This is a genomic window from Streptomyces herbicida, assembly GCF_032656585.1.
Taxonomy (GTDB): Bacteria; Actinomycetota; Actinomycetes; order Streptomycetales; family Streptomycetaceae; genus Streptomyces; species Streptomyces herbicida.
In genome coordinates this window covers 208,094-232,973 of the sequence record NZ_JAUYWJ010000011.1, presented here as the reverse complement: position 1 = coordinate 232,973, position 24,880 = coordinate 208,094, and the positions used below count along the sequence as shown (strand labels likewise).

25 protein-coding genes are annotated in these 24,880 nt (G+C 72.7%); 10 read left to right on the top strand and 15 right to left on the bottom strand.

Features of this window, described 5'->3' with window-relative positions; translation table 11 throughout:
* Positions 1–18 precede the first annotated feature (18 nt).
* The 4 genes from Q8A52_RS24015 to infC all read right to left on the bottom strand — a co-directional run bounded on the left by Q8A52_RS24015 (position 19) and on the right by infC (position 2,468).
* On the bottom strand, positions 19–879 hold the full coding sequence (locus Q8A52_RS24015; protein WP_316755020.1) for a TrmH family RNA methyltransferase: 861 nt from the start codon (positions 877–879) through the stop codon (positions 19–21).
* A gap of 109 nt (positions 880–988) precedes the next feature.
* The gene (gene rplT / locus Q8A52_RS24010) at positions 989–1,372 is read right to left on the bottom strand and encodes a 50S ribosomal protein L20 (protein ID WP_030381833.1); all 384 of its coding nucleotides are present in this window, start codon (positions 1,370–1,372) and stop codon (positions 989–991) included.
* Positions 1,373–1,482: 110 nt separating this feature from the next.
* Positions 1,483–1,677: a 50S ribosomal protein L35 gene (gene rpmI, locus Q8A52_RS24005; RefSeq protein ID WP_004933563.1), complete on the bottom strand. Its 195-nt coding sequence runs from the start codon at positions 1,675–1,677 to the stop codon at positions 1,483–1,485.
* Between the two features lie 110 nt (positions 1,678–1,787).
* Positions 1,788–2,468, bottom strand: a complete 681-nt coding sequence (infC, locus tag Q8A52_RS24000) for a translation initiation factor IF-3 (RefSeq protein WP_316755016.1) — start codon at positions 2,466–2,468, stop codon at positions 1,788–1,790.
* Between the two features lie 368 nt (positions 2,469–2,836).
* Between infC and Q8A52_RS23995 the strand changes: the two genes are divergently transcribed.
* A complete protein-coding gene (locus tag Q8A52_RS23995) occupies positions 2,837–3,181 on the top strand; it encodes a DUF1844 domain-containing protein (RefSeq protein WP_316755015.1) in 345 nt (114 codons plus the stop codon).
* A 43-nt stretch (positions 3,182–3,224) separates the two neighbouring features.
* On the opposite strand, the gene Q8A52_RS23990 is transcribed toward Q8A52_RS23995, so the two are convergent.
* On the bottom strand, positions 3,225–3,956 hold the full coding sequence (locus Q8A52_RS23990; RefSeq protein WP_316755013.1) for an SseB family protein: 732 nt from the start codon (positions 3,954–3,956) through the stop codon (positions 3,225–3,227).
* Positions 3,957–4,105: 149 nt separating this feature from the next.
* Between Q8A52_RS23990 and Q8A52_RS23985 the strand changes: the two genes are divergently transcribed.
* Positions 4,106–5,113: a serine hydrolase gene (locus Q8A52_RS23985; protein WP_316755011.1), complete on the top strand. Its 1,008-nt coding sequence runs from the start codon at positions 4,106–4,108 to the stop codon at positions 5,111–5,113.
* Between the two features lie 19 nt (positions 5,114–5,132).
* Here Q8A52_RS23985 and mycP read toward each other — a convergent pair whose 3' ends face one another.
* Positions 5,133–6,338: a type VII secretion-associated serine protease mycosin gene (mycP, locus tag Q8A52_RS23980; RefSeq protein ID WP_408649240.1), complete on the bottom strand. Its 1,206-nt coding sequence runs from the start codon at positions 6,336–6,338 to the stop codon at positions 5,133–5,135.
* Complete coding sequence (locus tag Q8A52_RS23975) at positions 6,335–8,260, bottom strand: hypothetical protein (protein ID WP_316755009.1); 1,926 nt, start codon at positions 8,258–8,260, stop codon at positions 6,335–6,337. Before Q8A52_RS23975 ends, mycP begins: the two co-directional genes overlap by 4 nt.
* A 276-nt stretch (positions 8,261–8,536) precedes the next feature.
* On the opposite strand from Q8A52_RS23975, the gene Q8A52_RS23970 reads away from it, so the two are divergent.
* Positions 8,537–9,739, top strand: a complete 1,203-nt coding sequence (locus Q8A52_RS23970; RefSeq protein WP_316755007.1) for an amino acid deaminase/aldolase — start codon at positions 8,537–8,539, stop codon at positions 9,737–9,739.
* A 15-nt stretch (positions 9,740–9,754) separates the two neighbouring features.
* Here Q8A52_RS23970 and Q8A52_RS23965 read toward each other — a convergent pair whose 3' ends face one another.
* From Q8A52_RS23965 to Q8A52_RS23950, 4 genes are read right to left on the bottom strand one after another with little or no spacing between them, the layout of a single operon-like run.
* The gene (locus tag Q8A52_RS23965) at positions 9,755–10,978 is read right to left on the bottom strand and encodes an HAD family hydrolase (RefSeq protein ID WP_316755005.1); all 1,224 of its coding nucleotides are present in this window, start codon (positions 10,976–10,978) and stop codon (positions 9,755–9,757) included.
* A 27-nt stretch (positions 10,979–11,005) separates the two neighbouring features.
* Positions 11,006–11,788 carry a 3-oxoacyl-ACP reductase gene (locus tag Q8A52_RS23960; protein ID WP_316755003.1) on the bottom strand — a complete coding sequence of 261 codons (783 nt, stop codon included), beginning with the start codon at positions 11,786–11,788 and terminating at the stop codon, positions 11,006–11,008.
* Between the two features lie 7 nt (positions 11,789–11,795).
* The gene (locus Q8A52_RS23955; protein WP_316755001.1) at positions 11,796–13,160 is read right to left on the bottom strand and encodes an aldehyde dehydrogenase family protein; all 1,365 of its coding nucleotides are present in this window, start codon (positions 13,158–13,160) and stop codon (positions 11,796–11,798) included.
* Between the two features lie 11 nt (positions 13,161–13,171).
* Entirely contained in the window at positions 13,172–14,530 is a 1,359-nt protein-coding gene (locus Q8A52_RS23950; protein ID WP_316754999.1) for a glutamine synthetase family protein, read from the bottom strand.
* A 95-nt stretch (positions 14,531–14,625) separates the two neighbouring features.
* On the opposite strand from Q8A52_RS23950, the gene Q8A52_RS23945 reads away from it, so the two are divergent.
* Positions 14,626–15,363 (top strand): FadR/GntR family transcriptional regulator, encoded by a 738-nt coding sequence (locus Q8A52_RS23945; RefSeq protein ID WP_316754997.1) that lies wholly within the window; start codon positions 14,626–14,628, stop codon positions 15,361–15,363.
* Between the two features lie 96 nt (positions 15,364–15,459).
* Complete coding sequence (locus Q8A52_RS23940; RefSeq protein WP_316754995.1) at positions 15,460–16,146, top strand: gamma-glutamyl-gamma-aminobutyrate hydrolase family protein; 687 nt, start codon at positions 15,460–15,462, stop codon at positions 16,144–16,146.
* Positions 16,147–16,165: 19 nt separating this feature from the next.
* Here the strand turns inward: Q8A52_RS23940 and Q8A52_RS23935 are convergent, their stop codons facing one another.
* Positions 16,166–17,086, bottom strand: coding sequence for a LysR family transcriptional regulator (locus Q8A52_RS23935; protein WP_316754993.1), 921 nt, complete (start codon positions 17,084–17,086; stop codon positions 16,166–16,168).
* A gap of 70 nt (positions 17,087–17,156) precedes the next feature.
* On the opposite strand from Q8A52_RS23935, the gene Q8A52_RS23930 reads away from it, so the two are divergent.
* Positions 17,157–18,284 (top strand): TDT family transporter, encoded by a 1,128-nt coding sequence (locus tag Q8A52_RS23930; RefSeq protein ID WP_316754991.1) that lies wholly within the window; start codon positions 17,157–17,159, stop codon positions 18,282–18,284.
* Here Q8A52_RS23930 and Q8A52_RS23925 read toward each other — a convergent pair.
* Together Q8A52_RS23925 and Q8A52_RS23920 are read right to left on the bottom strand one after the other, a co-directional pair.
* On the bottom strand, positions 18,196–18,915 hold the full coding sequence (locus Q8A52_RS23925) for a helical backbone metal receptor (protein ID WP_316754989.1): 720 nt from the start codon (positions 18,913–18,915) through the stop codon (positions 18,196–18,198). The two genes, Q8A52_RS23930 and Q8A52_RS23925, sit on opposite strands and share 89 nt — an antisense overlap.
* Complete coding sequence (locus Q8A52_RS23920) at positions 18,915–19,484, bottom strand: helix-turn-helix domain-containing protein (RefSeq protein ID WP_316754987.1); 570 nt, start codon at positions 19,482–19,484, stop codon at positions 18,915–18,917. Before Q8A52_RS23920 ends, Q8A52_RS23925 begins: the two co-directional genes overlap by 1 nt.
* Before the next feature lie 698 nt (positions 19,485–20,182).
* On the opposite strand from Q8A52_RS23920, the gene Q8A52_RS23910 reads away from it, so the two are divergent.
* The 4 genes from Q8A52_RS23910 (at position 20,183) to Q8A52_RS23895 (ending at position 23,383) form a co-directional block, all read left to right on the top strand.
* Complete coding sequence (locus Q8A52_RS23910; protein ID WP_316755249.1) at positions 20,183–21,112, top strand: 5'-3' exonuclease; 930 nt, start codon at positions 20,183–20,185, stop codon at positions 21,110–21,112.
* A 114-nt stretch (positions 21,113–21,226) separates the two neighbouring features.
* Complete coding sequence (locus tag Q8A52_RS23905; protein ID WP_316754984.1) at positions 21,227–22,075, top strand: siderophore-interacting protein; 849 nt, start codon at positions 21,227–21,229, stop codon at positions 22,073–22,075.
* 157 nt (positions 22,076–22,232) lie between these two features.
* Positions 22,233–22,376, top strand: coding sequence for a hypothetical protein (locus tag Q8A52_RS23900; RefSeq protein WP_316755262.1), 144 nt, complete (start codon positions 22,233–22,235; stop codon positions 22,374–22,376).
* Positions 22,377–22,429: 53 nt separating this feature from the next.
* Positions 22,430–23,383 carry an RluA family pseudouridine synthase gene (locus Q8A52_RS23895; protein ID WP_316754982.1) on the top strand — a complete coding sequence of 318 codons (954 nt, stop codon included), beginning with the start codon at positions 22,430–22,432 and terminating at the stop codon, positions 23,381–23,383.
* Here the strand turns inward: Q8A52_RS23895 and Q8A52_RS23890 are convergent.
* Positions 23,377–24,870, bottom strand: a complete 1,494-nt coding sequence (locus Q8A52_RS23890; RefSeq protein WP_316754981.1) for a cytochrome P450 — start codon at positions 24,868–24,870, stop codon at positions 23,377–23,379. The genes Q8A52_RS23895 and Q8A52_RS23890 overlap by 7 nt on opposite strands.
* Positions 24,871–24,880: the final 10 nt, after the last annotated feature.

Sequence of the window (24,880 nt, the reverse complement as noted above, 5' to 3'; positions counted from 1 at the left end):
CCCGAGCTGGTCACCCTACTAGCTCTCGGTGACGGAGCGGCACCCTCCGGAGGCACGCTGTGCACGGGCCGACGCGTAGAGACATACGGCGGCGGCGGTGGCCAGGTTCAGGCTTTCGGCCTTTCCGTGGATCGGGACCCGCACGACCGCGTCCGCGAGGGCGCGCGTCTCCTCCGGGAGCCCCCAGGCCTCGTTCCCGAACACCCAGGCGGTGGGCCCGCCCATGGTGCCCTTGTCGAGCTCGTCGTCGAGGTCGTCCGTACCGGCCCCGTCGGCGGCGAGGATGCGCACACCGGCGTCCTTGAGGCCCTCGACCGCCCGCTCGACGGGGACGCCGACGGCGACGGGCAGATGGAACAGCGAGCCCACGGAGGCGCGCACGGCCTTGGGGTTGTACAGGTCGACGGAGGCGTCGGTCAGGACGACGGCCTCGGCGCCGGCCGCGTCGGCGCAGCGCAGCACGGTGCCGGCGTTGCCGGGATCGCGTACGTGCGCGAGCACGGCGACCAGCTTGGGCCGGGCCTCGAGGATCTCCTCGAAGGGCGTGTCGAGGAACCGGCACACTCCGACCAGCCCCTGCGGGGTGACCGTGGTGGAGATGTCGGCGATCACCTCCTCGGAGGCGAGGTGGATCCGGGCCCCGGCGGTCCGGGCCTCGCCCACGAGGTCGGCGTACCGCTCGGCGGCCTCGACGGTGGCGAACAGCTCGACGAGCGTGGCGGCACCGTCGACCCGGTGCGCCGCCGCCTCGCGCACGGCCTGCGGCCCCTCCGCGAGGAACAGCCGGTCCTTGCCCCGGAAGTTCCGCCTGGCCAGCCGCCGGGCGGCGGCCACACGCGCGGAGCGGGGTGAGATCAGCTCGGGGGTGGCGGGGGGCATGGTCGTTCACCTTCAGCGGCTCGGATGTTCAGCGTATGTCTCCCGGCAACAGCAGGACCCGCAGGCCTCCGGCCTGCGGGTCCTTCAGTACGTCGGCTCAGGGCCGGCGTCACGCCGCCTTGGGGGCGTTGACGTCCGACGGCAGCGCCTTCTGGGCGACCTCGACGAGCGCGGCGAAGGCGTTCGCGTCGTTGACGGCCAGCTCGGCCAGGATCTTGCGGTCGACCTCGACGTTCGCGGCCTTCAGACCCTGGATGAAGCGGTTGTAGGTCATTCCGTTGGCGCGGGCAGCGGCGTTGATGCGCTGGATCCACAGCTGACGGAAGTCGCCCTTGCGCTTCTTGCGGTCGTTGTAGTTGTAGACCAGCGAGTGGGTGACCTGCTCCTTGGCCTTGCGGTACAGGCGCGAACGCTGACCGCGGTAGCCGGAGGCCTGCTCGAGGATCGCCCGGCGCTTCTTGTGGGCGTTGACTGCCCGCTTGACGCGTGCCACTTGTTAACTCCTTGTAGCGGGGCCGCGGTTGTCCTCACGCGGCCCGAAAACGATTGGGTCCCGGTCCTGACGTCTGGCGCGGATCGATCGGACGATCGGGCGCCGGCGCGTCACTTGCCGAGAAGCTTCTTGATCTTCGCGGCGTCGCCCGGGGCCATCTCGGCGTTGCCGGTGAGGCGACGCGTCACACGGGACGACTTGTGCTCGAGCAGGTGGCGCTTGCCGGCGCGCTCACGGAGCACCTTGCCGGAGCCGGTGACCTTGAAGCGCTTGCTGGCACCGCTGTGCGACTTGTTCTTCGGCATAGCGCCGTTCTCTCCTCGTCGGTGGCGCTCCGATGCCCGGTTGCGAAAACCGGGCACGGTGGAGCGTCGCTCTTGTATCGGTTACGTCCTTGGGGCTCACGCCCCCGGGATCACGCCTCGGCGGAAGCCTCGGCAGGGGCCTCGGCGGTCTCGGCGTTCTCGAGGTCCGCGGAGTTCTGCGAGCGGCCCGGGTTGGCCTTCGCGGACGCCTTGCGGGCCTCCTGCGCCTGACGGGCCTCGGCCATCGCCTCGGTCTTCTTCTTGTGCGGACCGAGAACCATGATCATGTTTCGGCCGTCCTGCTTCGGGTTCGACTCCACGAAACCGAGGTCCTGGACGTCCTCCGCGAGGCGCTGCAGCAGTCGGTAGCCCAGCTCGGGCCGGGACTGCTCGCGACCACGGAACATGATCGTGATCTTGACCTTGTCGCCCTGCTTGAGGAACCGGACGACGTGACCCTTCTTGGTGTCATAGTCGTGCGGGTCGATCTTCGGCCGGAGCTTCATCTCCTTGATGACCGTGTGCGCCTGGTTCTTGCGCGCCTCACGGGCCTTCATGGCCGACTCGTACTTGAACTTCCCGTAGTCCATGAGCTTGCACACGGGCGGACGGGCGTTCGCCGCGACCTCGACCAGGTCCAGGTCGTACTCCTGCGCAAGCTCCAGTGCCTTGGCCAGCGGGACAATGCCCACCTGCTCGCCACTGGGACCGACAAGTCGCACCTCGGGAACGCGAATCCGGTCGTTGATGCGGGGCTCGGCGCTGATGGATCCTCCTCGGTAGCACCACACGGCGGTCTGGCGGACAGCCGCGTATGTCTCTGTTCGTAAGACCTAACCGCGCCGAAGCACAAAAAATGCCCCGGACGATCACAGGCGGGGCTCCAAAACACTGCCGGAGCACCGTCGCGATGACCGCGGGGCGCGTTTCGGGCGACTCCACCGTCCGTACGGAACGGTGGTGGCCGCCTGACCGGGGTGACCTGCCGTCCCGGGGGACGGTCAGGTGGGAGATCGGAGCCTCCACTTGTGGGCCGGGCCTGCTCGCCGTGTGGCATGCCTGTCCGGCCGGTCGTCACACAAGGTTAGCAGCATCGGGCGGGAAGGGCTAATCAGGGCCAAGTGGGGAGGGCGCCCGTGGTGCACCTATCGTGTGGGTCATGAGTGAGACCCCCGACTTCGACTCCATGACCCGCGACATCGCCGAGGTCCCCGCGGTCGAGGTGATCGTGACGGTCGCCGTCAACCTGATGAGCGCCGCGGCCGTGAAGCTCGGTCTGACCGAGGAGGGCGAGAAGCACAAGGACCTGGACGAGGCCCGCAAGCTCGTGACCGCCCTCGCCGGTCTGCTGGACGCGAGCGCGACCGAGATCAGCTCCTTCCACGCCGCGCCGCTGCGCGACGGCCTGAAGTCGCTGCAGCTGGCTTTCCGCGAGGCGTCGATCGTCCCGGACGAGCCGGGCCAGGGCCCCGGCGAGAAGTACACCGGGCCCGTCTACGGCTAGTCCGTTCTCATCCGCTCATCCGCGTACGGTCGTCCGCTCACGGTCATCCGCGTACGTACAGGGGCTCGCCCGGAGGCGTGGTCCCGGCCGGCAGCAGTGCCAGGTCGAGGCCCCGCACCAGGCGGGCCCTGAGTGTTTCGTCGGCCGCGAGCCGCCGGGCGACCGCACGCGCGGCCTCGGCGGGGGCGGCGGCCGGGTCCAGGACCAGGGCGAGGGTGCCGTCGGCCTCCCCGGGGCCGAGGTGGGCGCTCAGCACGGCGGGCTCGGCGGCCACGGCGGCGCGCACGGCATCGAGGACGGCAGGGTCGGTGAGCGGGTCGGTCGTGGTGCGGCCCTCGGCGAGCGCGAGCAGCGCGGGCCCGGTCAGCTCGAACGGCACCGGACCGGACATGTCCAGTACCACCGTGTCCGCCTTCTCGTGCGCGGCGGCCTGCAGCGCCTGGTGCAGGGGTACGGCCACCGGGCGGGCGCCGGGGTCCCAGAGGGCCAGCGCGTCCGTGGAGGTGAAGGCGGGCAGCGCGGTGCGGTGGCCGGCCTTCAGGGTCGGTACGGCCATGTCGCTGGTCTTCTCGCGGCGCAGCCCGTTCTCGTCCTCCTCGACCTCGCCGAGCACGGCGACGACCGGGACGAGCAGCCGGGCGCCCTTGAGCGCCTCCAGGACGGGCCCCACGGCGGTGCGGTCCTCGGCCCAGGCGGCGAGCGCGGCACTCAGCCGGGGATCGGCGGAGCCGTCGTCGTCGGAGTAGCCGGGGTCGGGAATGTTCTTGTTCGCCACGGTCCCCGACCCTATCGGGGGGATGCTGCTGGGCTTGTGCGGGCCCCGAAACCTCGTGGTCACCGGATTCACCGGAATCTCAGATTTCCCTGACGAGCTTCTAACACCGGTCTCACGGCCCGCACAGTCCGCGCCCCGAGCATCGCGGCATGGAGTCTTCCCGAGCCCGCCGTCGCCGCCGCGCTCGTCCGTCCCGGGGCCGTACGTTCGTCCACACCGCGCTCGCCGTCGCCGCCATGGCCGGGGTCACGGCCGGCGGCACGGCGTACGTGACGGCGCGGGCCCACTCGGGCCCCGTATCCTCGGCCAGGTCGCCGTCGCCCACGTCCTCGTCATCGTCATCGGCCTCGGCGAGCGGGGAGGAATCGGTGGAACCCGTGACGGAGCCGGCAGTCGACCGCGTGGCGCGGCTGACCGAGGCCATGAAGTCGGTGACGGTCCCGGCCTCGGCCAAGGTGTCGGCCGCGGTGCTGAGTCTGGACTCCGGCGAGAGCGCCGACTACGGCGACGCGGCCTTCGACACCGCGAGCATCGTCAAGGTCGACATCCTGGCGACGCTGCTGCTCCAGGCGCAGGACGCCGGCCGGCATCTCACGGCGGCCGAGAAGGCGTACGCCACGAAGATGATCGAGAACAGCGACAACGCCTCCGCGACGGCGCTGTGGAACGCCATCGGCCGGGCGGACGGCCTCGACGCGGCGAACAAGCGCTTCGGTCTCACGGAGACGGAGGGCGGCGACGGCGCGCTGTGGGGGCTGACCCAGACCACGGCCGCCGACCAACTCGTCCTGCTGCAGCAGGTGTTCGGGGACGACTCAAAGCTGACCGAGGCCTCGCGGGCGTATCTCCAGCGGCTGATGAAGAACATCGAGGCCGACCAGCACTGGGGGGTCTCCGCCGTGACGGACGGCTCCGGATGGGCGCTGAAGAACGGCTGGCTGCCGCGCAGCACGACCGGCCTGTGGGACGTCAACAGCATCGGGCGCGTGACGGTCGGCGGCACCGCCTACCTGGTGGCCGTCCTGTCGAACGGCAGCGCCTCGCAGGCGAAGGGCATCTCCCTGGTCGAGGCGGCGGCGAAGGCGGCCGTGTCGGCGTTCACCCGTGGTGACTCGGCGTCCGCGTCGGCCTCGGCGACGGCGACCGCGACGGGCTGACGGGGTCCGCCCAGGAGTGTCAGTAGCCGCCGAACCGGCGCGACTCGCGGCGGCCCCGCCACAGGACGACGGCGGCGACGAGGAGCACTCCGCCGGCGCCGCCCGCGAGGGGGCCGGCCCAGCCGGCGGTACCGTCGGTGGCCTTGGCGCTGTCGGGTCCCGGGCCGAAGTACTTCTCGCCGTAGGCGGCCGAGTGGAGACCCTGCGGTTTGAGGCGGGCGGCGGCCTTGATGGCGGCGGCGGGGTCGATGAAGCCGAAGCCGCGGGAGTCGTCGCGGCCCCCGCTGGGCGCGTCCCGGGCGGTGTCCTCGAGGAGCTTCTTGATCTGGGCCGGGGTCAGCCCCGGGTGGGCCGCCTTGACCAGGGCCACCGCGCCCGAGACGAAGGCGGAGGCGGCGCTGGTCCCCCATCCCTCGTAGTACTTGTGGTCCGGGTCGGCGATGACGACGTCGACGCCGGGCGCGCTGACCGTGGCGTACCAGCGGCGGGTGGAGAAGGAGGCGCGGGTGCCGTAGCGGTCGACCGCGGCGGCGGCTATGACACCGGGGTAGGCGGCCGGGTACGAGATGTGGTCGCCCTTCTCGCCGCCGTTGCCCGCGGAGGCGACGACGACTGCGCCCTTCTTGAGCGCGTACTGCACGGCCTCGTCCTCGCTCGGCTCCGGGTGCGCGGAGGCGGAGTCGTCGCCGAGGGAGAGGTTGATGACGTCGGCGCCGTGGTCGGCGGCCCAGCGGATGCCCTCGGCGAGGGCGTTGCCGCGGGTGCTGCGGGCCTTGCCGCGGGCGGTGTCGCCGTCCTCGAGGATGACCCGCACGGGCAGGATCTTCGCCTCGGGGGCGATGCCCATGACGCCGTCGGCGTCACCGATTCCGTGGCCGTGCCCGGCGATGATCCCGGCCATGGCGGTTCCGTGCCGGGCCCAGGCTCGGTCGCCGCGCTTCGCGCCGAAGCCGATCAGGTCCTTGCCGGGCAGGACGTTGCCGTCGAGGTCGGGATGGTCGGACTCGACGCCGGTGTCCAGGACGGCGACGGTGATGCCCTTGCCCTTGGTGGTCTGCCAGGCCTGCCGGGTGTGCATGGCGGACAGGGCCCACTGCTGGGCGCGGATGCCGTCGGCGTACGCGGTGGTGGCCGGCACGAGGGCCAGGGAGCCGGCGAGGAGGAGGCTCAGGGCCGGGCCGGTCAGGCGGCCCACGCGGCGGTAGCCGCACATCCAACGCCTCATGAGGGCGTCTCCGTGGCCGAGCTGACGGTCTGGCGCAGGCGCCGCTGGATGCGGTCGGCGAGGCCCTGCGCCTCCTGGCCGAGGCCCGCCTGGGCGGGGGCGCTGGTGGCGCCGGACTCCATGGCGTCGGCGGCGGGCAGGGGCGAGTCGGCCGTACGTCCGTCGGCCCAGCCGGAGACCGCGTAGACCACGACCGGGGCGTCGGTGAGGACGGAGATGGTCCAGGAGGCGCGCTGCTTGGCGCCGAAGGCGGCGGCGACGGTGTTCTTTGCGGCGTACGGGCGGGGCATCAGGTCGGTACGGCGGTCCAGGCCCTCCTTCTTGAAGCGGGTGGCGAGGGAGGTCATGGCCGCGGAGTCGGCCTTGGTGAACAGGAGGCCGACGGTGGTGACATAGCTCTGGGTGGCGTCCGTGTAGGTGGCCCTGAGCAGACGCTGGCAGCCGACGGGGGCGAGGGCCTTGCGCAGCAGCGGGTCGAGGGCGTGCGCGCAGCCGCTGTCCGGGGCGACGGCGACACGGGTCCAGGTGCGGTCGGCGCCGCCGGGTCCCGCGCCGTTGCCCTCGACGGCGGGCGGGAACAACTCGTCGACCGGCACGTTGTGCCACATCGCTGCGGCCGCGGTGAATCCGTTGCCGGTCCCCGGGCTCCCCGAGTCACCGGTGAGCCAACTCCCGGTCACCGCACCGCCGATGAGCCCGAGTCCGAGCACGACACAGGCGGCGGCAGCGGCGGTTCGCGGCGCCACCCACGCCCCCAGCGGCCGGGGCCGCCCGCGCTCGTCGTACCCCTCGGCGTCCCCGAACGACACGACATGCCGGGCCGCGCTCCAGGAAAGGGCCGGGTCCGGGGACACGTGGCTCGCCGACGAGCCGGGCGCCTGGGAGGCCGGGGCGTCGCCCACCCGGGCCGGACCCCACGCCTGGCCGGAGACCGGTTCACCGACGGGCCGCGGGGGCACGCCGTCGGCCGAGCGGGGCGGGAAGACCGGCGCCGGGGAAGTGACGTTGCCGGACGCCCCGCCGCCCGCCGAAGGGGGCGCGGACGACGGAGCGGGCGGGCCGGCAAGGTGGCGCGGGTCGCACTTCACCGGGCGCGGCGGAGCCGAGGTACCCGAGGCATCGGCAGCGCGGGACGCCACACCAGCCGGGTGCCCGTCGGGCCGGGTGGTCGGCTCGGGCGGCACGGCAGCGGAATCGGTACGCCCGAGGGACTCGGCACTCCTGGAGTCCGGTTCCCGATCAGGCTGCGGTGGTATGCCCGCGGAACCCGGGCGGGCGTCCGGCGCGGGTGTCGTGGCGGGAGAGGCGGAGTCCGGCCGGGTCGCCGGCCTGGGCGGTACGGCGGGAGAGGCCGGGCCCGACGGGGCCGCCGGGGCGCCGGCGGCCCGGCCGGTGGGCGGCTCGGGCGTCCGGGCCGGGGGCACCGGTCGCAGGCGGGCGGGCCGCTCCAGCCGAGTGGCCGGCGGGGTGCCGGGCCGCCGGGGCGGCGCCGTGGCTCCCGGTCCGGTCTGGTCGGCGCTCGTGCGAAGCGGCTCGCGACCGGCGGTGGGCGGTGCGTCGGGGAATCGGGCGGAGGCCGGCGGCGGGGGCGCGGACGTCGTGCTCGGAGTCAGGCGGAACGGGCGGAGGGTGGGGAAGCGGGGCTGCCCGTCCGGGGGACCGGAAGCGGTGCGGCCCGCGTCGTCCTCGCCGCCGCTCCGGGACACCGACTCGGCCGAGGGGACGTTCGAGCCAGGCGTGCGGCTGCCGGCCGGGGCACCCGGACCTACGCGACGGCTCCCGGACGGCCCGCCCGGCAGTGGCCTGCCCTCGGCGAGGTCACCTCTCGTCGTGGCCTCGCCGGAGGCGGAGTCGTCGGGGTGGCCGGGCGGAGGTGTCGTGGGGCGGGGCGGGATCGGGGCGTGCTGCGCTTCCCTGCTCATGCACCCCCCGTTTCCTTGTGCCCGGGCCGTTTCCTCGTACGCGGGCCGCCGTCCTCGTCGCCCGGGCCCGGTGCGGATCAGTCCGCCCCCAGGCACGCATACCCGCAGCGGCGGCCCGGCATCCCGGCGCAGGGCGTCGGCCGGAGTCGTTCCGTCGTGCGTGCGCGTCACTCTACGGGGTGTCGCAGGGCGAACGGGAACCAGTCCGTGACCCCGGGGGTATCTGCCCGGAACGTCCCCCTACCCTGCGGTAATCCTGTCTGGCAGGCTTCGTGCATGACTGCGCGCGCCGCCGACAGGGCCCGTTACGACCGGGCCACCGCCCATCTCGACGCCCCTCTCGCGATCGTGGACCTGGACGCCTTCGACGCCAACGCGGACGATCTCGCCCGCAGGGCCGGCGGGAAGCCGATCCGTGTCGCCAGCAAGTCCGTACGCTGTCGTGCCCTGCTCGAACGCGTCCTCGCGAAGGACGGCTTCCGGGGCATCATGTCCTTCACCCTCGCCGAGTCCCTGTGGCTGGCCCGCTCCGGTTTCGACGACGTCCTGCTCGCCTATCCGTCCGCCGACCGCACCGGTTACGCGGAGCTCACCGGCGACCCCAAGCTCGCCTCGGCCGTCACCGTCATGGTCGACGACGTCGCCCACCTCGACCTCATCGACGCCGCGCGCACCGGCGGCCGTGAAGTCGTGCGCGTCTGCCTGGAGTTGGACACCGCGCTGAAGCTGCTCGGCGGACGGGTGCGGGTCGGGGCACGGCGTTCGCCGCTGCACTCCCCCGCCCAGGTCGCGGAGCTGGCGCGGGTGGTGGCCCGGCGGCCCGGTTTCCGGCTCGTGGGGATCATGGCCTACGAGGGGCACATCGCCGGTGTCGGTGACGCCGTCGCCGGGCGGCCGCTGCGCTCCCGCGCGATACGGCTGATGCAGGCGACCGCCCGCCGCGAGCTGGCCGAGCGGCGCGCCGCGGTGGTGCGGGCGGTCCGGGCCGTGGCGCCGGACCTGGAGTTCGTCAACGGCGGTGGCACGGGCAGTGTGCAGCACACGGCGGCCGAGGACTCCGTCACCGAGATCGGCGCGGGTTCCGGACTGTATGTGCCGCGCCTCTTCGACAACTACACGTCCTTCAAGGGGCGTCCCGCCGCCCTCTTCGCCCTGCCCGTCGTACGGCGGCCGGGGGTGGGCGTGGTGACCGTGCTCGGCGGCGGCTACCCGGCCTCCGGCGTGGCCGGGCCGGACCGGCTGCCGGTGCCGTATCTGCCCGAGGGGCTGCAGTACGACTCCCAGGAGGGCCCCGGCGAGGTGCAGACCCCGCTGCTCGGCTCGCCCTCCGACGACCTCCTCATCGGCGACAAGGTGTGGTTCCGGCACGCCAAGGCCGGCGAGCTGTGCGAGCGCTTCGACGCGCTGCACCTGATCGAGGGGGACGCGGTGACCGCCACCGTGCCTACGTACCGGGGCGAGGGCCGCACCTTCCTCTGATCGGTGCACGGTTGATCAGTACACGGTGTCCGGCTCGTCCGGGACCGGCGAGCCGTCCTCCCGCCGGAGCGGCCCGTGGGTGCCGTCGGGGGCCGTGTAGGCCGTGGTCGAGCACGGGTACGGGTGGGGCCTGCGGGGCAGCGGGTCGATGAACATGGGGGTGACCAGCCAGCGTCCGTCGGCGTCGTCGTAGGCGCGGCACATCAGCTCGGGCTTGTTGCGGTTGACGGCCAGATGGACGCCGGTGGCGTCGCCGACGAAGGTGACGTCTGTGTCGGCGTCGCCGGCCGCGAGGGCGGGCCGCCGCCGCCAGGGCTGCCGTTGCCAGGCCGCGGCACCCCGGACGCCGTACACCTCCTGGTTGATCCAGCAGCGCTTGCCGTCGATGTAGGGGATCACCTCGCCCCGGGTGGCCGGGATGCCGCCGCAGCCCTCGTTCCGGGGGGTGATGCGGCCCTGGTGGTCCAGGACCGGGCGGATGGCGATCGTGTGGGCCGCGTCGATGCCGACGCCCGCCGACCAGACCTCGGTGATGGGCTCGGCGCCCGCGGAGACGATGTAGACGTCGAAGCCCGCCCGCTGGAGGGTGTGGATCAGGTCGCGCTGCTGGTCGTAGTGGCGGACGTACGCGGGGAGGGTGTGCGTGCCGAGGGTGCGGGTCGCGCCGACGGGGGCGGCCAGGGCCTCGCGGCGGGCGGCCGCGGTGTAGGCGGTGAGTTCGGCGGGGGTGCGGCCGGTGAAGAGCTGGGGCACCCAGGCGTACTGCGGGACGGTGCGCCGGTGGTTCCAGGTCCCCGCGAAGGCCGGGGCGCCGGTCGTGGTGGTGGCGTTCTCGCGGATCTCAAGGATCTCGTCCGCGCAGCGGGAGCCGGACAGGACGGGGCCGGTGCCGGTGCCGCAGGCCTTGCCGAGGGCCTTGTCGGCGGCCGGCGTCAGCCACGTGCTGGTGTCCGTCCAATGGTCCGGGCGGAGCAGCTTCCCGTGGCGCAGGGCCCAGGTGAGGGTCGTGTCGGTGACGTCGTTCTTGGTGACCGTGTTGTCCCAGTCGAACGCGGCCACCGCGCCCCGGTGCCCGGAGCAGGTGCCGTAGGTGTCGATCACCTGTTGGAGGCGGGCGCGGTCGTCGCCGTACCAAGTGCCGGTCAGCCGCGGGCAGTCGGAGGGTGCGGGCGGTTGCGGGGTCGCGGCCGTCAGGGTGGTGGCGGCCGCGACCAGGGTCCACGCGAGAAGGTGTCGCATATGACCCGAACCGTACCGGTTTGCCCCCTAGAGCGGTGTGACGTACGCGCCCGAGATTCCGCCGTCCACCAGGAAGTCGGTGGCGTTGACGAAGGCGGAGTCGTCGCTGGCCAGGAAGGCGACGGCGGCGGCGATCTCCTCGGCCTCGGCGAACCGGCCGACCGGGATGTGCACCAGACGGCGGGCGGCCCGCTCCGGGTCCTTGGCGAACAGCTCCTGCAGAAGCGGAGTGTTGACCGGGCCCGGGCACAGCGCGTTCACGCGGATGCCCTCGCGGGCGAACTGCACTCCGAGCTCCCGGGACATGGCCAGCACGCCGCCCTTGGAGGCGGTGTACGAGATCTGGGAGGTGGCCGCGCCCATCCGGGCCACGAAGGACGCCGTGTTGATGATGGACCCCTTGCCCTGGCGGCGCATGTAGGGGATGGCGGCCTTGCAGCACAGGTAGACGGAGGTGAGGTTGACCTCCTGGACGCGCTTCCAGGCCTCCAGGCCGGTCTCCAGGATGGAGTCGTCGTCGGGCGGCGAGATGCCGGCGTTGTTGAAGGCGATGTCGACGCTGCCGTAGGTGTCGAAGGCCGTCTTGAAGAGGGCCTCGACCTGCTCGGGGTCGGTGACGTCGACCTTCACGAAGATCCCGCCGACCTCGTCGGCGGCGGACTTGCCGCGGGCCTCGTCGACGTCGCCGCAGACGACGTGGGCGCCCTCGGAGGCGAGCCGGCGGGCGGCGGCCAGGCCGATGCCGCTGCCGGCTCCGGTGATGACGGCGGTACGGCCGACCAGGCGGCGGCAGATGGTTTCGTCGGTCATGAGCGGCTCAGGCCTCCGTGCTGATGAAGACGTTCTTGGTTTCGGTGAAGGCGGTCAGGGCGTCCGGGCCCAGTTCGCGGCCGAGGCCGGACTGCTTGAACCCGCCGAACGGGGTCCAGTAGCGGACGCTGGAGTGGGAGTTGACGGACAGGTTTCCCGCACGGACGGCCCGGGAGACGCGCAGCGCGCGGCCCAGGTCGCGGGTCCACAGGGAGCCGGCGAGGCCGTACGGGGTGTCGTTGGCGAGGCGTACGGCGTCCTCCTCGTCCGTGAAGGGCAGAAGGACGGCGACCGGGCCGAAGATCTCCTCGCGGGCCGCCTCGGAGTCCGGCCGCTCCCCGGTGAGCACGGTCGGTGCGAACCAGAAGCCGGGTCCGTCGGGCGAGCTGCCGCGCAGCGCCTGGGCGTCGTCCGGCACGAAGGACCGTACGCGGTCCAGCTGCTGACGGGAGATCAGCGGGCCCATCTGGGTCTTCTCGTCGGCGGGGTCGCCCACCACCACGGCCGACAGGGCGTCGGCGAGGAACTCGTGGACCTCGTCGTACACGGACTCCTGGACGAGGATGCGGGTGCGGGCGCAGCAGTCCTGGCCGGAGTTGTCCAGGAAGGAGAACGGGTCGACCGCGGACTTCAGGTCGGCGTCGGCGAAGACGATGTTCGGGCTCTTGCCGCCGAGTTCGAGGGTGACGGGCTTGACGAGCCGGGCGCAGCGCTCCATGACCTCGCGGCCGGTGCGGCTGGAGCCGGTGAACACGATCTTCGCCACGTCCGGGTGGTCGACCAGGGCGCGGCCGGCGATGTGGCCGTATCCGGGGAGGACTTGGAACAGCCCTTCCGGCAGGCCCGCCTCCAGCGCGAGTTCGGCGAGGCGCAGTGCGGTGAGCGGGGTGGTCTCGGCCGGCTTGAGGACGACGGCGTTGCCCGCGGCGAGCGCCGGGAAGGAGCCCCAGGCGGCGATGGGCATCGGGAAGTTCCAGGGGGCGATCACGCCGACCACCCCGAGAGGTTCCTGGAAGGTGACGTCCCAGCCGCCGGGCACGGGGATCTGCTTGCCGAGGAGGCGTTCGGCGCCGCCGGCCGCGTACAGCAGCAGATCGCGGGCGTTGCCGGCCTCCCAGCGGGCGTTGCCGAGGAGGTGGCCGGCCTCGCGGACCTCCAGCTGCGCCAGTTCCTCGACATGGGCGTCGACGACGTCGGCGAAGCGGCGCAGCAGGCGGGCGCGGTCGGCGGGAGCCGCGGAGGCCCACCCCCGCTGGGCGGCCGTCGCGCGGGCGACGGCGCGGTCCACCTCGGCCGCGTCGGCGGCGGGGACGGTGGCGACGACCTCCTCGGTCGCCGGGTTGAGTACCTGGAGCTCGGACTCGTTCGACACGGAAGGACCTCTCACATGCGTTCGAAGGAGCGGCGCAGCTCCCAGTCGGTCACCGCGGCGTCGAAGGCCTCGAGCTCGACGCGCGCCATGTTGCGGTAGTGCGCGACGACCTCGTCACCGAAGGCGGCCTTGGCGATCGGGCTGTTCTCCCACAGCTCGGCTGCCTCGCGCAGCGTGGTGGGGACGTGCTCGAAATCGGCGGTGTAGGCGTTGCCGGGGCAGGGCTCGGGCAGCTCCAGCTTCTGCTCGATGCCGTACAGACCCGCCGCGACCAGGCCGGCGACGGCGAGGTGCGGGTTGACGTCGCCGCCGGGCAGCCGGTTCTCGAAGCGCAGGGAGCGGCCGTGGCCGACGACCCGCAGGGCGCAGGTGCGGTTGTCGTGGCCCCAGGCGACGGCGGTCGGGGCGAAGGAGCCCGGCTGGAACCGCTTGTAGGAGTTGATGTTGGGGGCGTACAGGAGGGAGAAGTCCCGGAGGGCGGCGAGCTGTCCGGCGAGGAAGTGCCGCATGACCTCGCTCATCCCGCCGGGTCCGGCCATGGCGTTGTTGCCGTCGGCGTCCGCGAGCGAGAGGTGGATGTGGCAGGAGTTGCCCTCGCGCTCGTTGTACTTCGCCATGAAGGTGATGGACACGCCCTCCTGGGCGGCGATCTCCTTGGCTCCGGTCTTGTAGATCGCGTGCTGGTCGCAGGTCACCAGGGCCTCGTCGTAGCGGAAGGCGATCTCGTGCTGTCCGGGGTTGCACTCGCCCTTGGCGGACTCGACGGTGAGTCCGGCGCCGGCCATCTCGTTGCGGATGCGGCGCAGCAGGGGCTCGATGCGGCCGGTGCCGAGCACCGAGTAGTCGATGTTGTACTGGTTGGCCGGGGTCAGATCCCGGTAGTTCGCGTCCCAGGCCTGCTCGTAGCTGTCCTTGAAGACGATGAACTCCAGCTCGGTGCCGACCTGGGCGGTGTAGCCGAGCTCGGCGAGGCGGTCCAGCTGGCGGCGCAGGATCTGGCGGGGCGCGGCGACCACCGGGGAGCCGTCCTCCCAGGCCAGGTCGGCGATGAGCATGGCCGTGCCGGCGTTCCAGGGCACGCGGCGCAGGGTGGAGAGGTCGGGGTGCATGGCGAAGTCGCCGTAGCCGCGGTCCCAGGAGGACATCGCGTAGCCGTCGACGGTGTTCATCTCGGTGTCGACGGCGAGGAGGTAGTTGCAGCCCTCGGTGCCGTGGTGGAGAACCTCGTCGAGGAAGAATCGTGCGGCGAACCGCTTGCCCTGGAGTCGCCCTTGCATGTCGGGGAAGGCCAGGACGACAGTGTCGATCTCACCGCTGGCGACGAGGGCGTGCAGCTCCTCGACACTGAGCGGGGGTGTGCGGTCTGCCACGGGAGAGCTCCTTCGGCTTCTTCGCGCTTTTTCGGCCGGGCCGGGAGCCATAAGGTATTGCGGAGAACCATTGCTTGGGAAGGGGGTACGGCCGGATGTCGCAGGACACTGACCCGGGGAGGGTGGGCGACCGTCTCACGCCGGTGCTGCGGACGGTGCGTGCGGGGAACGGCTTCGAGGAGGCTCTGGAGCAGATCCTGCAGGTCGTGCGGCTCGGTCTGGTGCCGGGCGGCGAGCGGCTGCCCGCCGAGCGGGAACTGGCCGAGCGGCTCGGGATCAGCCGGGTGACGCTCCGCGAGGTGCTGAAGGTGCTGCAGGACCAGGGGCTGGTGGAGTCGCGGCGCGGGCGGTACGGCGGAACGTTCGTGCTGCCGCGGACCGATGCCGGCGGCGAGGACGAGCTGCGGCGGCGGATCGCCGAGGTCGACATCGAGGACATGCTGCGGTTCCGGGAGGTCCTCGAGGTGGGCGCGGCCGGGCTGTGCGCGGCGCACGGCCTGACCGACGAGCAGGCAGGACGGCTGCGCGAGGCGCTGGCCCGCACGCACGACGCTCCACTGGCCGACTACCGGCGCCTGGACACGCTGCTCCACCTCACCCTGGCGGAGTTGTGCGGCTCGCCGACGCTGACCGCACAGTACGCGGCGGTGCGGGCGACGGTGAACGACCTGCTCGACTGCATCCCGCTGCTGGTCCGCAATCTGGAGCATTCGCAGCGCCAGCACATCGCGCTGGTCGAGGCCGTGCTGGACGGCGACGCGGACGGGGCGCGGGAGATGATGCGGGAGCACTGCGCGGGCACGGCCGCGCTGCTGCGGGGCTTCCTGGCCTGAGGGGCGCGGGACTCCCCGCCGGGAGCGAGGGCTTGCCGTTCACCGGCACCTCGGCAAAGGTATGAACTCAATCCATTGCGGGGAGCGTGAGGACGTATGGCGGGCAGGCCACTGATCGGCATCAGTACCTATCTGGAGTCCGAGGTGCGGTGGAGCGCGTGGGTGCTGGAGGCCGCGCTGCTGCCGGCCGGCTATCCGCGGCTGGTGCAGCGGGCCGGGGGGCTGGCCGCGATGCTGCCGCCGGACGAGCCGGAGCACGCGGCCGCGGCCGTGGCGCGGCTGGACGGCCTGGCGATCGCCGGCGGTCCGGACGTCGAACCGGTGCGGTACGGCGCGGAGCGCGACCCCCGCACGGGGCCGCCGGCCCGGGAGCGCGACGCCTGGGAACTCGCCCTGATCGACGCGGCCCTGGACGCGGGCGTACCGCTCCTCGGCATCTGCCGGGGCATGCAGTTGCTGAACGTCGCCCTCGGCGGCACGCTCACCCAGCACATCGACGGGCACGCGGAGGCTCCCGGGGTGTTCAGCCGGCATTCGGTCAAGCCGGTGCCGGGGACGCGGTACGCGCAGGCAGTCCCGGAGGAGACGTCCGTGCCGACGTTCCACCACCAGGCGGTGGACCGGCTGGGCGAAGGACTCGTCGCCTCGGCGTACGCGGCGGACGGCACGGTGGAGGCGATCGAGCCGGCGTTGGGCGACGGGTGGCTGCTGGGGGTGCAGTGGCATCCGGAGATGGGTGAGGACCTGCGGGTGATGCGGGAGCTGGTGCGGGCCGCTTCGTGAGCGGCCCGCACCGAGGCGTTCACCCCCGCGTCAGCGACAGCAGCTCCCGCGCCGGCCCCGTCGGCCGGTGCCCTGTCGGCCAGACCGCGCGCAGGTCCCGGGCCAGCAGGACCCCGTCGACGGGAATGCTCACCAGGCGGCGCATGGCGAGCTCCTCGCGGACCGCGAGTTCGCTGAGGACCGCCGGGCCCGCACCGCTGACCGCGGATGCCTTCACCGCCGTGGTGGAGGAGAGTTCGATGAGCGGGCGGGCGAGGCCCCCGAGGGCGGCGTCGAGGACCTGACGGGTGCCGGAGCCTCGCTCCCGCAGGATCAGCGGGGTGGCCGCCAGTTCGGTGGCCGGGAGGGGTTGTCTGCGGCGGGCCCAGGGATGGGCGGGGGCCGTGACGACGATCAGGCGGTCATGGGCGATCACGGCGGAGTCCAGACCCGGAGGCACCGTCAGGCCCTCCACGAAGCCCAGGTCGGCCTCGTCCGCCAGCAGGCGCTCCGCCACCGCCGCCGAGTTGCCGGCCAGCAGCGACACCGCCGTGTCGGGGCGCTCGGCACGCAGCGCCAGCAGCCAGCCCGGGAGCAGATACTCGGCGATGGTCATGCTGGCCGCGACCCGCAGACGTGAGTCGCGGCGGTCGCGCAGCGCCTGCGCCCCCACGTCGAAGGCCTCCGCCGCCTCCACGACCCGCCTGGCCCAGTCCGTCACCAGCGCGCCGGCGTCCGTGAGCCGGGAACCGCGCGGTGAGCGGTCCACGAGGGCCACACCCAGCTGGCGTTCCATCGAGCGGATCCGGCTGCTGGCCGCGGGCTGGGTGATGCCGAGCTCCCGCGCGGCCGCCCCGAGACTGCCCAGCCGGGCCACCGCCAGCAGCAGTTCCAGGGCCCCGAGGTCCGGCACCCGGTGCGCCAGGGTCCCGGGTCCGCGCCGCTCCTCCGCATCACTCATAAAACCAGCTTATGCCCTCATAGGGACGAACTCCCTGGTCGCAGGCGTCCGCCCGCGCGACGGTGGAGCCATGGTCACCGCAGCCGTCCGCAATCTCGGGCCCAACTGGTACGCATCCGTCATGGGCACGGCGGTCGTGGGCACCGCCGGGGCCGCACTCCCCCTGCACAGCGGCGCCCTGCGTCTCGCGTGCACCGTCGTGTGGGCGGTCTCGGGCGTGCTGCTCCTGGTCCTCCTCGGCGCCCGCGCCCTGCACTGGACCCACCACCGCGACCAGGCCCGGGCCCACCTCCTCGACCCGGCGACGGCCCCGTTCTACGGCTGCCTGTCCATGGCCCTGCTGGCCGTCGGCGGCGGCGCGATGGCCGTCGGACGGGACTGGATCGGAATCCGGGCGGCGGTCGCCCTCGACAGCGTGCTGTTCGTCGCCGGTACGGTCGTCGGGCTCGCGGCGGCCGTCGCCGTGCCGTACCTCATGGCCGTACGGCACCGGATCGAACCGGGGCAGGCCACGCCCGTGTGGCTGCTGCCGCTGGTCGCGCCCATGGTGTCCGCCGCGCTCGGGCCTGCCCTCGTGCCGCATCTTCCGGCCGGGCAGCCCAGGGAGACCCTGCTGCTCGCCTGCTTCGCGATGTTCGGGCTCAGTCTGCTCGCCACACTGCTGATGCTGCCCGTCGTCTTCGCCCGGCTGATCACCTCGGGCCCGCTGCCGCTCGCGCTCACGCCGACGCTGTTCCTGGTCCTCGGGCCGCTCGGGCAGTCCACCACCGCCGTCGGGATGTTCGCGGACGTCGCGCCGGGGGTCGTGCCCGCACCGTACGACCAGGGCTTCGGTCTGCTCGCCGTCCTCTACGGAGTGCCGGTCATGGGCTTCGCGCTGCTGTGGTCCGGGCTGGCCGCCGCCCATGTGGTGCGGGCCCGGCGGCACGGGATGGGGTTCGCGATGACCTGGTGGGCGTTCACCTTTCCGGTGGGCACCTGTGTCACCGGGGCCGCGGCGCTCGCCCGGCACACGGGGCTGGCCGTGTACGGCTGGCTGGCGGTGGGGCTGTACGCCGTGCTCGTCGCGGCCTGGGCGGCGGCGGCCTCCGGCACGGCGCGCGGGCTGCTCAGCGGTGAGCTGCTCGCAGGGCCTCGGCCAGCACCCGCGGCGCCTCGGCCAGTGACGGGCCGTACCACGTCAGGTGCCGTCCGCTGACGAGGGCGCAGGGCAGTCCCGGGAAGGCCTCCGGGCCGTCCTCGGGCGTGAAGCGGTACGGCTCGTCCGGGAGGACGACCAGGTCCGGAGCCGCCGCGCGCAGCTCGTCGAGCGGGATGCGGGGGTAGCGGTCCGCGTGCCCCGCGTAGAGGTGGTCGACGCCCAGGCGGTTCAGTACGTCGCCCGCGAAGGTGTCCCGGCCCAGGACCATCCACGGGCGCCGCCAGATCGTTACGACCGCCGTGGCGCGGGGAGCGGGTGCCAACAGCGACGACCAGGTGCGCTCCGCCTCCGCCAGCCAGCCGGGGCGTTCCGGCGCGCCGCACGCGGCCAGCACCCGGGTCAGTTCCCGGAAGGCCTGCGGCACGTCCCGGACCTCGGTGACCAGGACCTGAAGGCCGGCCGCACGCAGGGCGTCGAGGTCGGGGGCGCGGTTCTCCTCCTCGTTGGCGATCACCAAGTCGGGGGCGAGGTCCACGATCCGGTCGAGCCGGGGGTTCTTGGTGCCGCCCACCCGGGTGACGTCCAGGCCCACCGGATGGGTGCACCAGTCCGTCGCGCCGACCAGGACACCGGGCGCGGACACGGCCACCGCCTCGGTGAGCGACGGGACCAGCGAGACGACCCGCACTAGCGGGACCGGTCCTGGACCGCCTCGATGTGCTCGGCCACCGCCACGACGATCACGCGGGTGTCGGGCACCGTGGCCCGCCAGCGGTGCCGGACCCCGCCCGTGAGGTAGAGGGTGTCGCCGCGGCCGAGCCGGTAGGCGCGGCCCTCGGCCTCGATCTCCACGGCGCCGTCCGCGACGTACATCAACTCGTCGTTGCGGTGCTGGAATTCGCGCCCTGCGTCATGGTCGCCGGTGAACTCCGAGGCGTGCAGCTGATGGTGACCGCGGACCAGGGAGCGCACCCGGGGGGTGAAGTCCTGCTCGGGGCTGTCGGAGCGCACGACGCCGACACTGCAGGCGGGGTCGGCGGCGGCGAGGAGTTCGACGGCCGTCGTGCGCAGGGCGTCGGCGACCTTCTCCAGGGAGCTTGTGCTGGGGCGTGCCCGGTCGTTCTCGATCTGGCTCAGGAAGGGCACCGACAGTCCGCAGCGCTCGGATACGACGGCGAGGGTGAGTTCCAGCGCACGGCGTCGCCGCCGGACGGCCGCGCCCACCCGCACGGGCTGTTGTTCTTTGTGGTCGCCCATCGCTCCGGCTCCCTCCTTCGCTCGTCGCTGCGCTCTGCGGGTGCCCGGCATCGGGCACATCGCGTCTGATGAGTTCTCTGCACCCTACGCATGTTCGGCAAACCGTTTCATGCGGCCGTCACATCCATGTCACATCGCATGGGTGTGACCCTTACGGTTCGCGCCAGTGGACGAGCCCGTGCGCCCGCCCCGTCCCGGGGCCGTGATCGTGCGTCACCCCCTCGGTACTGTGCGCGGTCGGCCGCTCCCGGTTGCGGGGACGCGAAACTCGGGCGAGGACGTAGCGCTATGTGGTTGGCCGGATCCTTCTCGTGGACGGTGAAGGCGCCCAGGATCACCGCCGGTGGTTGGCATCACTGTTGGGGGGACAACCGTGCAACGCCCGGACCACCGTCTCGCTTCCGCGCTGCGCTTCGCGACGGAACTCGTGGCCTGGGTGGCCACACCCCGGGCCCTGGCCGCTCACTCCTGGGCGTGGGCGGTGCTCTCGCTGGTGCTGCCGATCGGTCTGCCGACCGTCTTCGCGACGCCGGGCGACAAGTCGAACGTGATCGTCCCCGTTCCGGGCGAGGTCACCATTGTGCTCGTGCTGCTCCAGTTCGGCGCGGCCGTGGTTGTTCACGGACCGCCCGCGCCGGCGCCGGCTGCGGTCCCTGCCGGTTCGGGGCGGCGGGTGACCGTCAGTGCCGTACGGCATGATGCGATGCGTGACCGGACGACTGATGCTCCTCGACACCGCCTCGCTGTACTTCCGCGCCTACTTCGGCGTCCCCGATTCGGTGAAGGCGCCGGACGGCACGCCGGTGAACGCCGTGCGCGGGCTGCTGGACTTCATCGACCGGCTGGTCAAGGACCACCGGCCCGACCGCCTGGTGGCCTGCATGGACGCCGACTGGCGGCCGCAGTGGCGGGTCGACCTCATCCCCTCCTACAAGGCGCACCGGGTGGCCGAGGAGCACGAGGTGGGACCGGACGAGGAGGAGGTGCCGGACACGCTCTCCCCGCAGGTGCCGGTCATCGAGGACGTGCTCGACGCGCTGGGCATCGCGCGGGTCGGTGTGGCGGGGTACGAGGCCGACGACGTGATCGGTACGTTCACCGCGCGCGCCGACGGCCCGGTGGACATCGTCACCGGTGACCGCGACCTGTACCAGCTGGTGGACGACGCACGCGGAGTGCGGGTGCTGTACCCCCTCAAGGGCGTGGGCACCCTGCAGATGACCGACGAGGCTCTGCTGCGCGAGAAGTACGGGGTGGACGGCAGCGGGTACGTGGACCTGGCGCTGCTGCGCGGCGACCCGAGCGACGGACTGCCCGGCGTGCCCGGCATCGGCGAGAAGACGGCCGCCAAGCTGCTGGCCGAGTTCGGCAACCTGGACGGGATCATGGCGGCGGTCGACGACCCGAAGGCGAAGCTCACGCCGTCGCAGCGCAAGCGCCTCGACGAGGCCCGGCCGTATGTGGCCGTCGCGCCGAAGGTCGTCCGGGTGGCCGCGGACGTGCCGCTGCCGGAGGTCGACACGACGCTGCCGCACACGCCGCGCGACCCTGCGGGGCTGGACGCGCTGGCGGTGCGCTGGGGTCTGGGCGGTTCCCTGCACCGGCTGCTGACGACGCTGGGGGCCTGAGCGGCCCGAGTTTTTTTCCGGCAAAACACGTTCAACCGGTCCGCATGATGGAGGTGTCACCCGAAAGGGGATGCTAACTTAGGTAAACCTAACCAATGGAGCAGGGAGGCCGACATGGCAGAGCGCCCGGCACGCAGGCCGCGCAAGCCCCATTCCGCCCAGGTCGTTCGCACGGAACGGCTGACCCCGCATATGCAGCGTGTGGTGCTCGGCGGCGACGGCCTCGCGGACTTCGCGGCGGACACCTGCACCGACCATTATGTGAAGCTCCTGTTCGGCCCCGAGGGCGTGACTTATCCGGAGCCCTTCGACCTGCAGCGCATCCAGGAGGAGTTCCCGCGCGAGCAGTGGCCGGTGACCCGGACGTACACCGTGCGCGACTGGGACCCCGAGACCCATGAGCTCACCCTCGACTTCGTGGTCCACGGCGACGAGGGCCTGGCCGGCCCGTGGGCGCTGCGGGCACAACCGGGCGACGTCGTGCGGTTCATGGGTCCCGGCGGCGCCTACGCACCGGACGCGGGCGCCGACTGGCATCTGCTCGCCGGCGACGAGAGCGCGCTGCCCGCGATCGCCCGTTCCCTGGAGGCGCTGCCCAAGGGCGCCAAGGCCGTTGCCTTCGTGGAGGTTTCCGGTCCCGAGGAGGAGCAGAAGATCGACTCCGATGTGGAGGTCGTCTGGCTGCACCGCGGGCACCGGCCGATCGGCCACGCCCTGGTGGAGGCCGTGCGGGCGCTTGAGTTCCCGGAGGGCCGGGTGCACGCCTTCGTGCACGGCGAGGCGAGCTTCGTGAAGGAGCTGCGCCGGCTGCTGCGGGTCGAGCGCGAGATCCCGCGCGAGGACCTGTCGATCTCCGGCTACTGGCGCCTGGGCCACAACGAGGACGGCTGGCAGGCCTCCAAGCGGGACTGGAACGCGCGCATCGAGGCGGAGCAGGAGGGCGGCTCGGCAGCCGCCGCGTAGGACGGCGGCAGCGGCGGCACCCCCGGCTGCCGGCGCGGCCTGCTTCGCGGAGCCGGCCGTGCGCTGTCCGAGGTACTCCCCGCGCTCGGGTCCGGCTTCCAGCTGGTGGGCGACGCCGCTTCCGGTCAAAGCGCTCGCCCTCCTCCACGGTCTGGCCATGACCACCAACCTCGCCCGGCCGCGGGCGGCGGTCTACGACTCGACGGGCGGACACCGGTACTTCCCGCCGGTTCACGGTGAATGTTCCTCCTCGGTCGCGCTGGGGCCGCCTACCGCGTCCACCGGGCGCGCACCGTCGTGATCGAGCCGGAGGCGGCCGAGCCGGTGCCCGCGTAACGCCTACGCTGGGCACCGATGAGACGCAAGACCCGCACCCCGCCCTCCCCCCTGCCCCAGCGCGAGGGGGTGGACCCGGTGCGGGTGCGGCTGCCCATGGCCGGGTCCTGGGCCACCGTGGGCGAGCATCTGGTGGAGCGGCTGTCCGGGGCCGGGCCCGGGGTGGTCGAGGCGATGCTGGACGCGGGGCGGATCGTCGGGGCCGACGGGCTGGCGGTTGCGGCCGACGCCCCGTACGTGCCCGGGATGTACGTGTGGTTCCACCGGGAACTCGCCGCCGAGATGCCGGTGCCGTTCCCGCTGACGGTGGTGTACCGCGACGCGCATGTCATCGTGGCCGACAAGCCGCACTTCCTCGCCACCACACCGCGCGGCAGCCATGTCACCGAGACCGCGCTGGCCCGGCTGCGGCGGGAACTGGACGTTCCGGAACTCTCCGCGGCGCACCGGCTGGACCGGCTCACGGCCGGGCTGGTGCTGTTCATCGTGCGGCCCGAGGAGCGCGGCGCGTACCAGACGCTGTTCCGCGACCGGCTGGTGCGCAAGGAGTACGAGGCCGTCGCCCCGTACGACCCCGCGCTCGCCCTGCCCCGCACCGTGCGCAGCCGGATCGTGAAGGAGCGCGGGGTCATGGCCGCGCGGGAGGTCGAGGGCGAGCCGAACGCGGTGACGCGGGTCGAGCTGCTCGAGCACCGGGAGGACGACCGACTGGGGCGCTACCGGCTGACCCCCGGCACCGGGCAGACCCATCAGCTGCGGGTGCACCTGAACGCCCTGGGTGTGCCCATCCTCGGCGATCCTCTGTATCCGGAGGTGACCGGCCCCGTACCGGCCGGTGACTTCCGGCGTCCGCTCCAACTGTTGGCGCGAAGGCTGGAGTTCACCGATCCGGTCACGGGGGTGGAGCACCGGTTCTCCAGCGGGCGTGTGCTGGAGGCCTGGTCCTCGTATGCGCGGTGGGCCGGTCAGTGACCGCGCCACCAGCGCTTGACGCGCTGCCAGACACCGCGCGGGCGAGCCGGTGCCAGAGGTGCCGCGGGAGGTGTCGGAGCCGGAGCCGGGCTCGGGGCCGCGGGGCCGGGCTCGGCGGCGGGTGCCGGCTGCGGGCGAGCGGTGGTGACCTGCCAGTGGGCGCGCTGCGGCGGGACGGGGGCGGGGCTGGGCTTGAGCGTGACGTCCTGCTGGGGCTTCGGTTCGAACCGCACGGGCAGCTCCACCAGATGCCGTGAGGCGATGGACGAGCGCCAGCGCAACTCGTCCTCCTCACAGTCCAGTTGGATGTCTGACAGCCGGGTCAGCAGCGCGTCGACGCCGACGTCGGCGATGGCACGGCCGATGTCCTGGCCGGGGCACTCGTGCGGGCCGCCGCCGAAGGCGAGATGGGAGCGGTTGCCCTGCATACTGGCCGACAGGTCGGGCCGTACCCGAGGGTCGATGTTGCCCGGAGCCGGGGCGAACAGCAGACCGTCGCCCCGGCTGATGCGCTGACCGCCCAGCTCCGTGTCCTGCTTGGCGAAGTAGCCGAGGACGGCGCTGAACGGCGGCTCGTCCCACAGGGACTGCTCGACCGCCTCCGGCACCGTCATCTGGCCGCCGTTGAGCTGGGCGCGGAAGCCGGGCTCGGTGAGGACCATGCGCAGCGCGTTGGCGAGGAGGTTGGTGGTGGCCTCGTAGGCGGCGATGAGCACGACTCTGAGGTGCTGGCCGATCTCGTCGTCGGTCAGCCGCGCCGGGTGGTTGATGAGGTGGCTGGTGAAGTCCTCCTCGGGTCGGGCGCGGCGGCGCTCGGTGAGCCGCATCAGGCAGCCCATGATGTACTCGTTGCTCGCGATCGCGGTCTCGGTGCCCTTGAGCATGTCTCGGGCGGCCTGCACGATCCGGTCGTTGTACTCCTCCGGCATGCCGAGGATCTCGCACATCACCGCCATCGGCAGGTGCTCGGCGAACTGGGAGACCAGGTCGGCCCGGCCCGTCTCGCAGAACTCGTTGACCAGGCGCTGGGTGTAGCGGCCGATGTAGCGGCGGATGTAGCGGTGGTCGATGGTCGACATGGCGCCGGTGACCGCCGCGCGCAGCCGCTGGTGCTCGTCGCCCTCGGCGTGGGAGCAGATGGGCTGCCGGGCGATGTGCGGCATGAGCGGATGGTCGGGCTTGACCATGCCTTCCAGGAGCGGGGTCCAGATGCGGCTGTCCCGGGTGTACTGCGAGGGGGTACGGACCAGGTGCAGGTTCTCGGTGTGCCCGAGGACCACCCAGATCGGCACGTCGTCGTGGAGCAGCACCGGCGCCACGGGCCCGTACTGTTCCCGCAGTTGCTCGTACAGGTCGCCCAGGTCGTCCGCCTCCGGGCCGTACAGCCGATGCAGCCCCCCGGGTCCGAGGCCGTGCGCCGGGCAGCCGGGCGGCGGGCCGAGCATGGGGTCGTCCGTACCGGTCGGGGAGTGGGATTCAGGCGTCACAGTGGTCGCT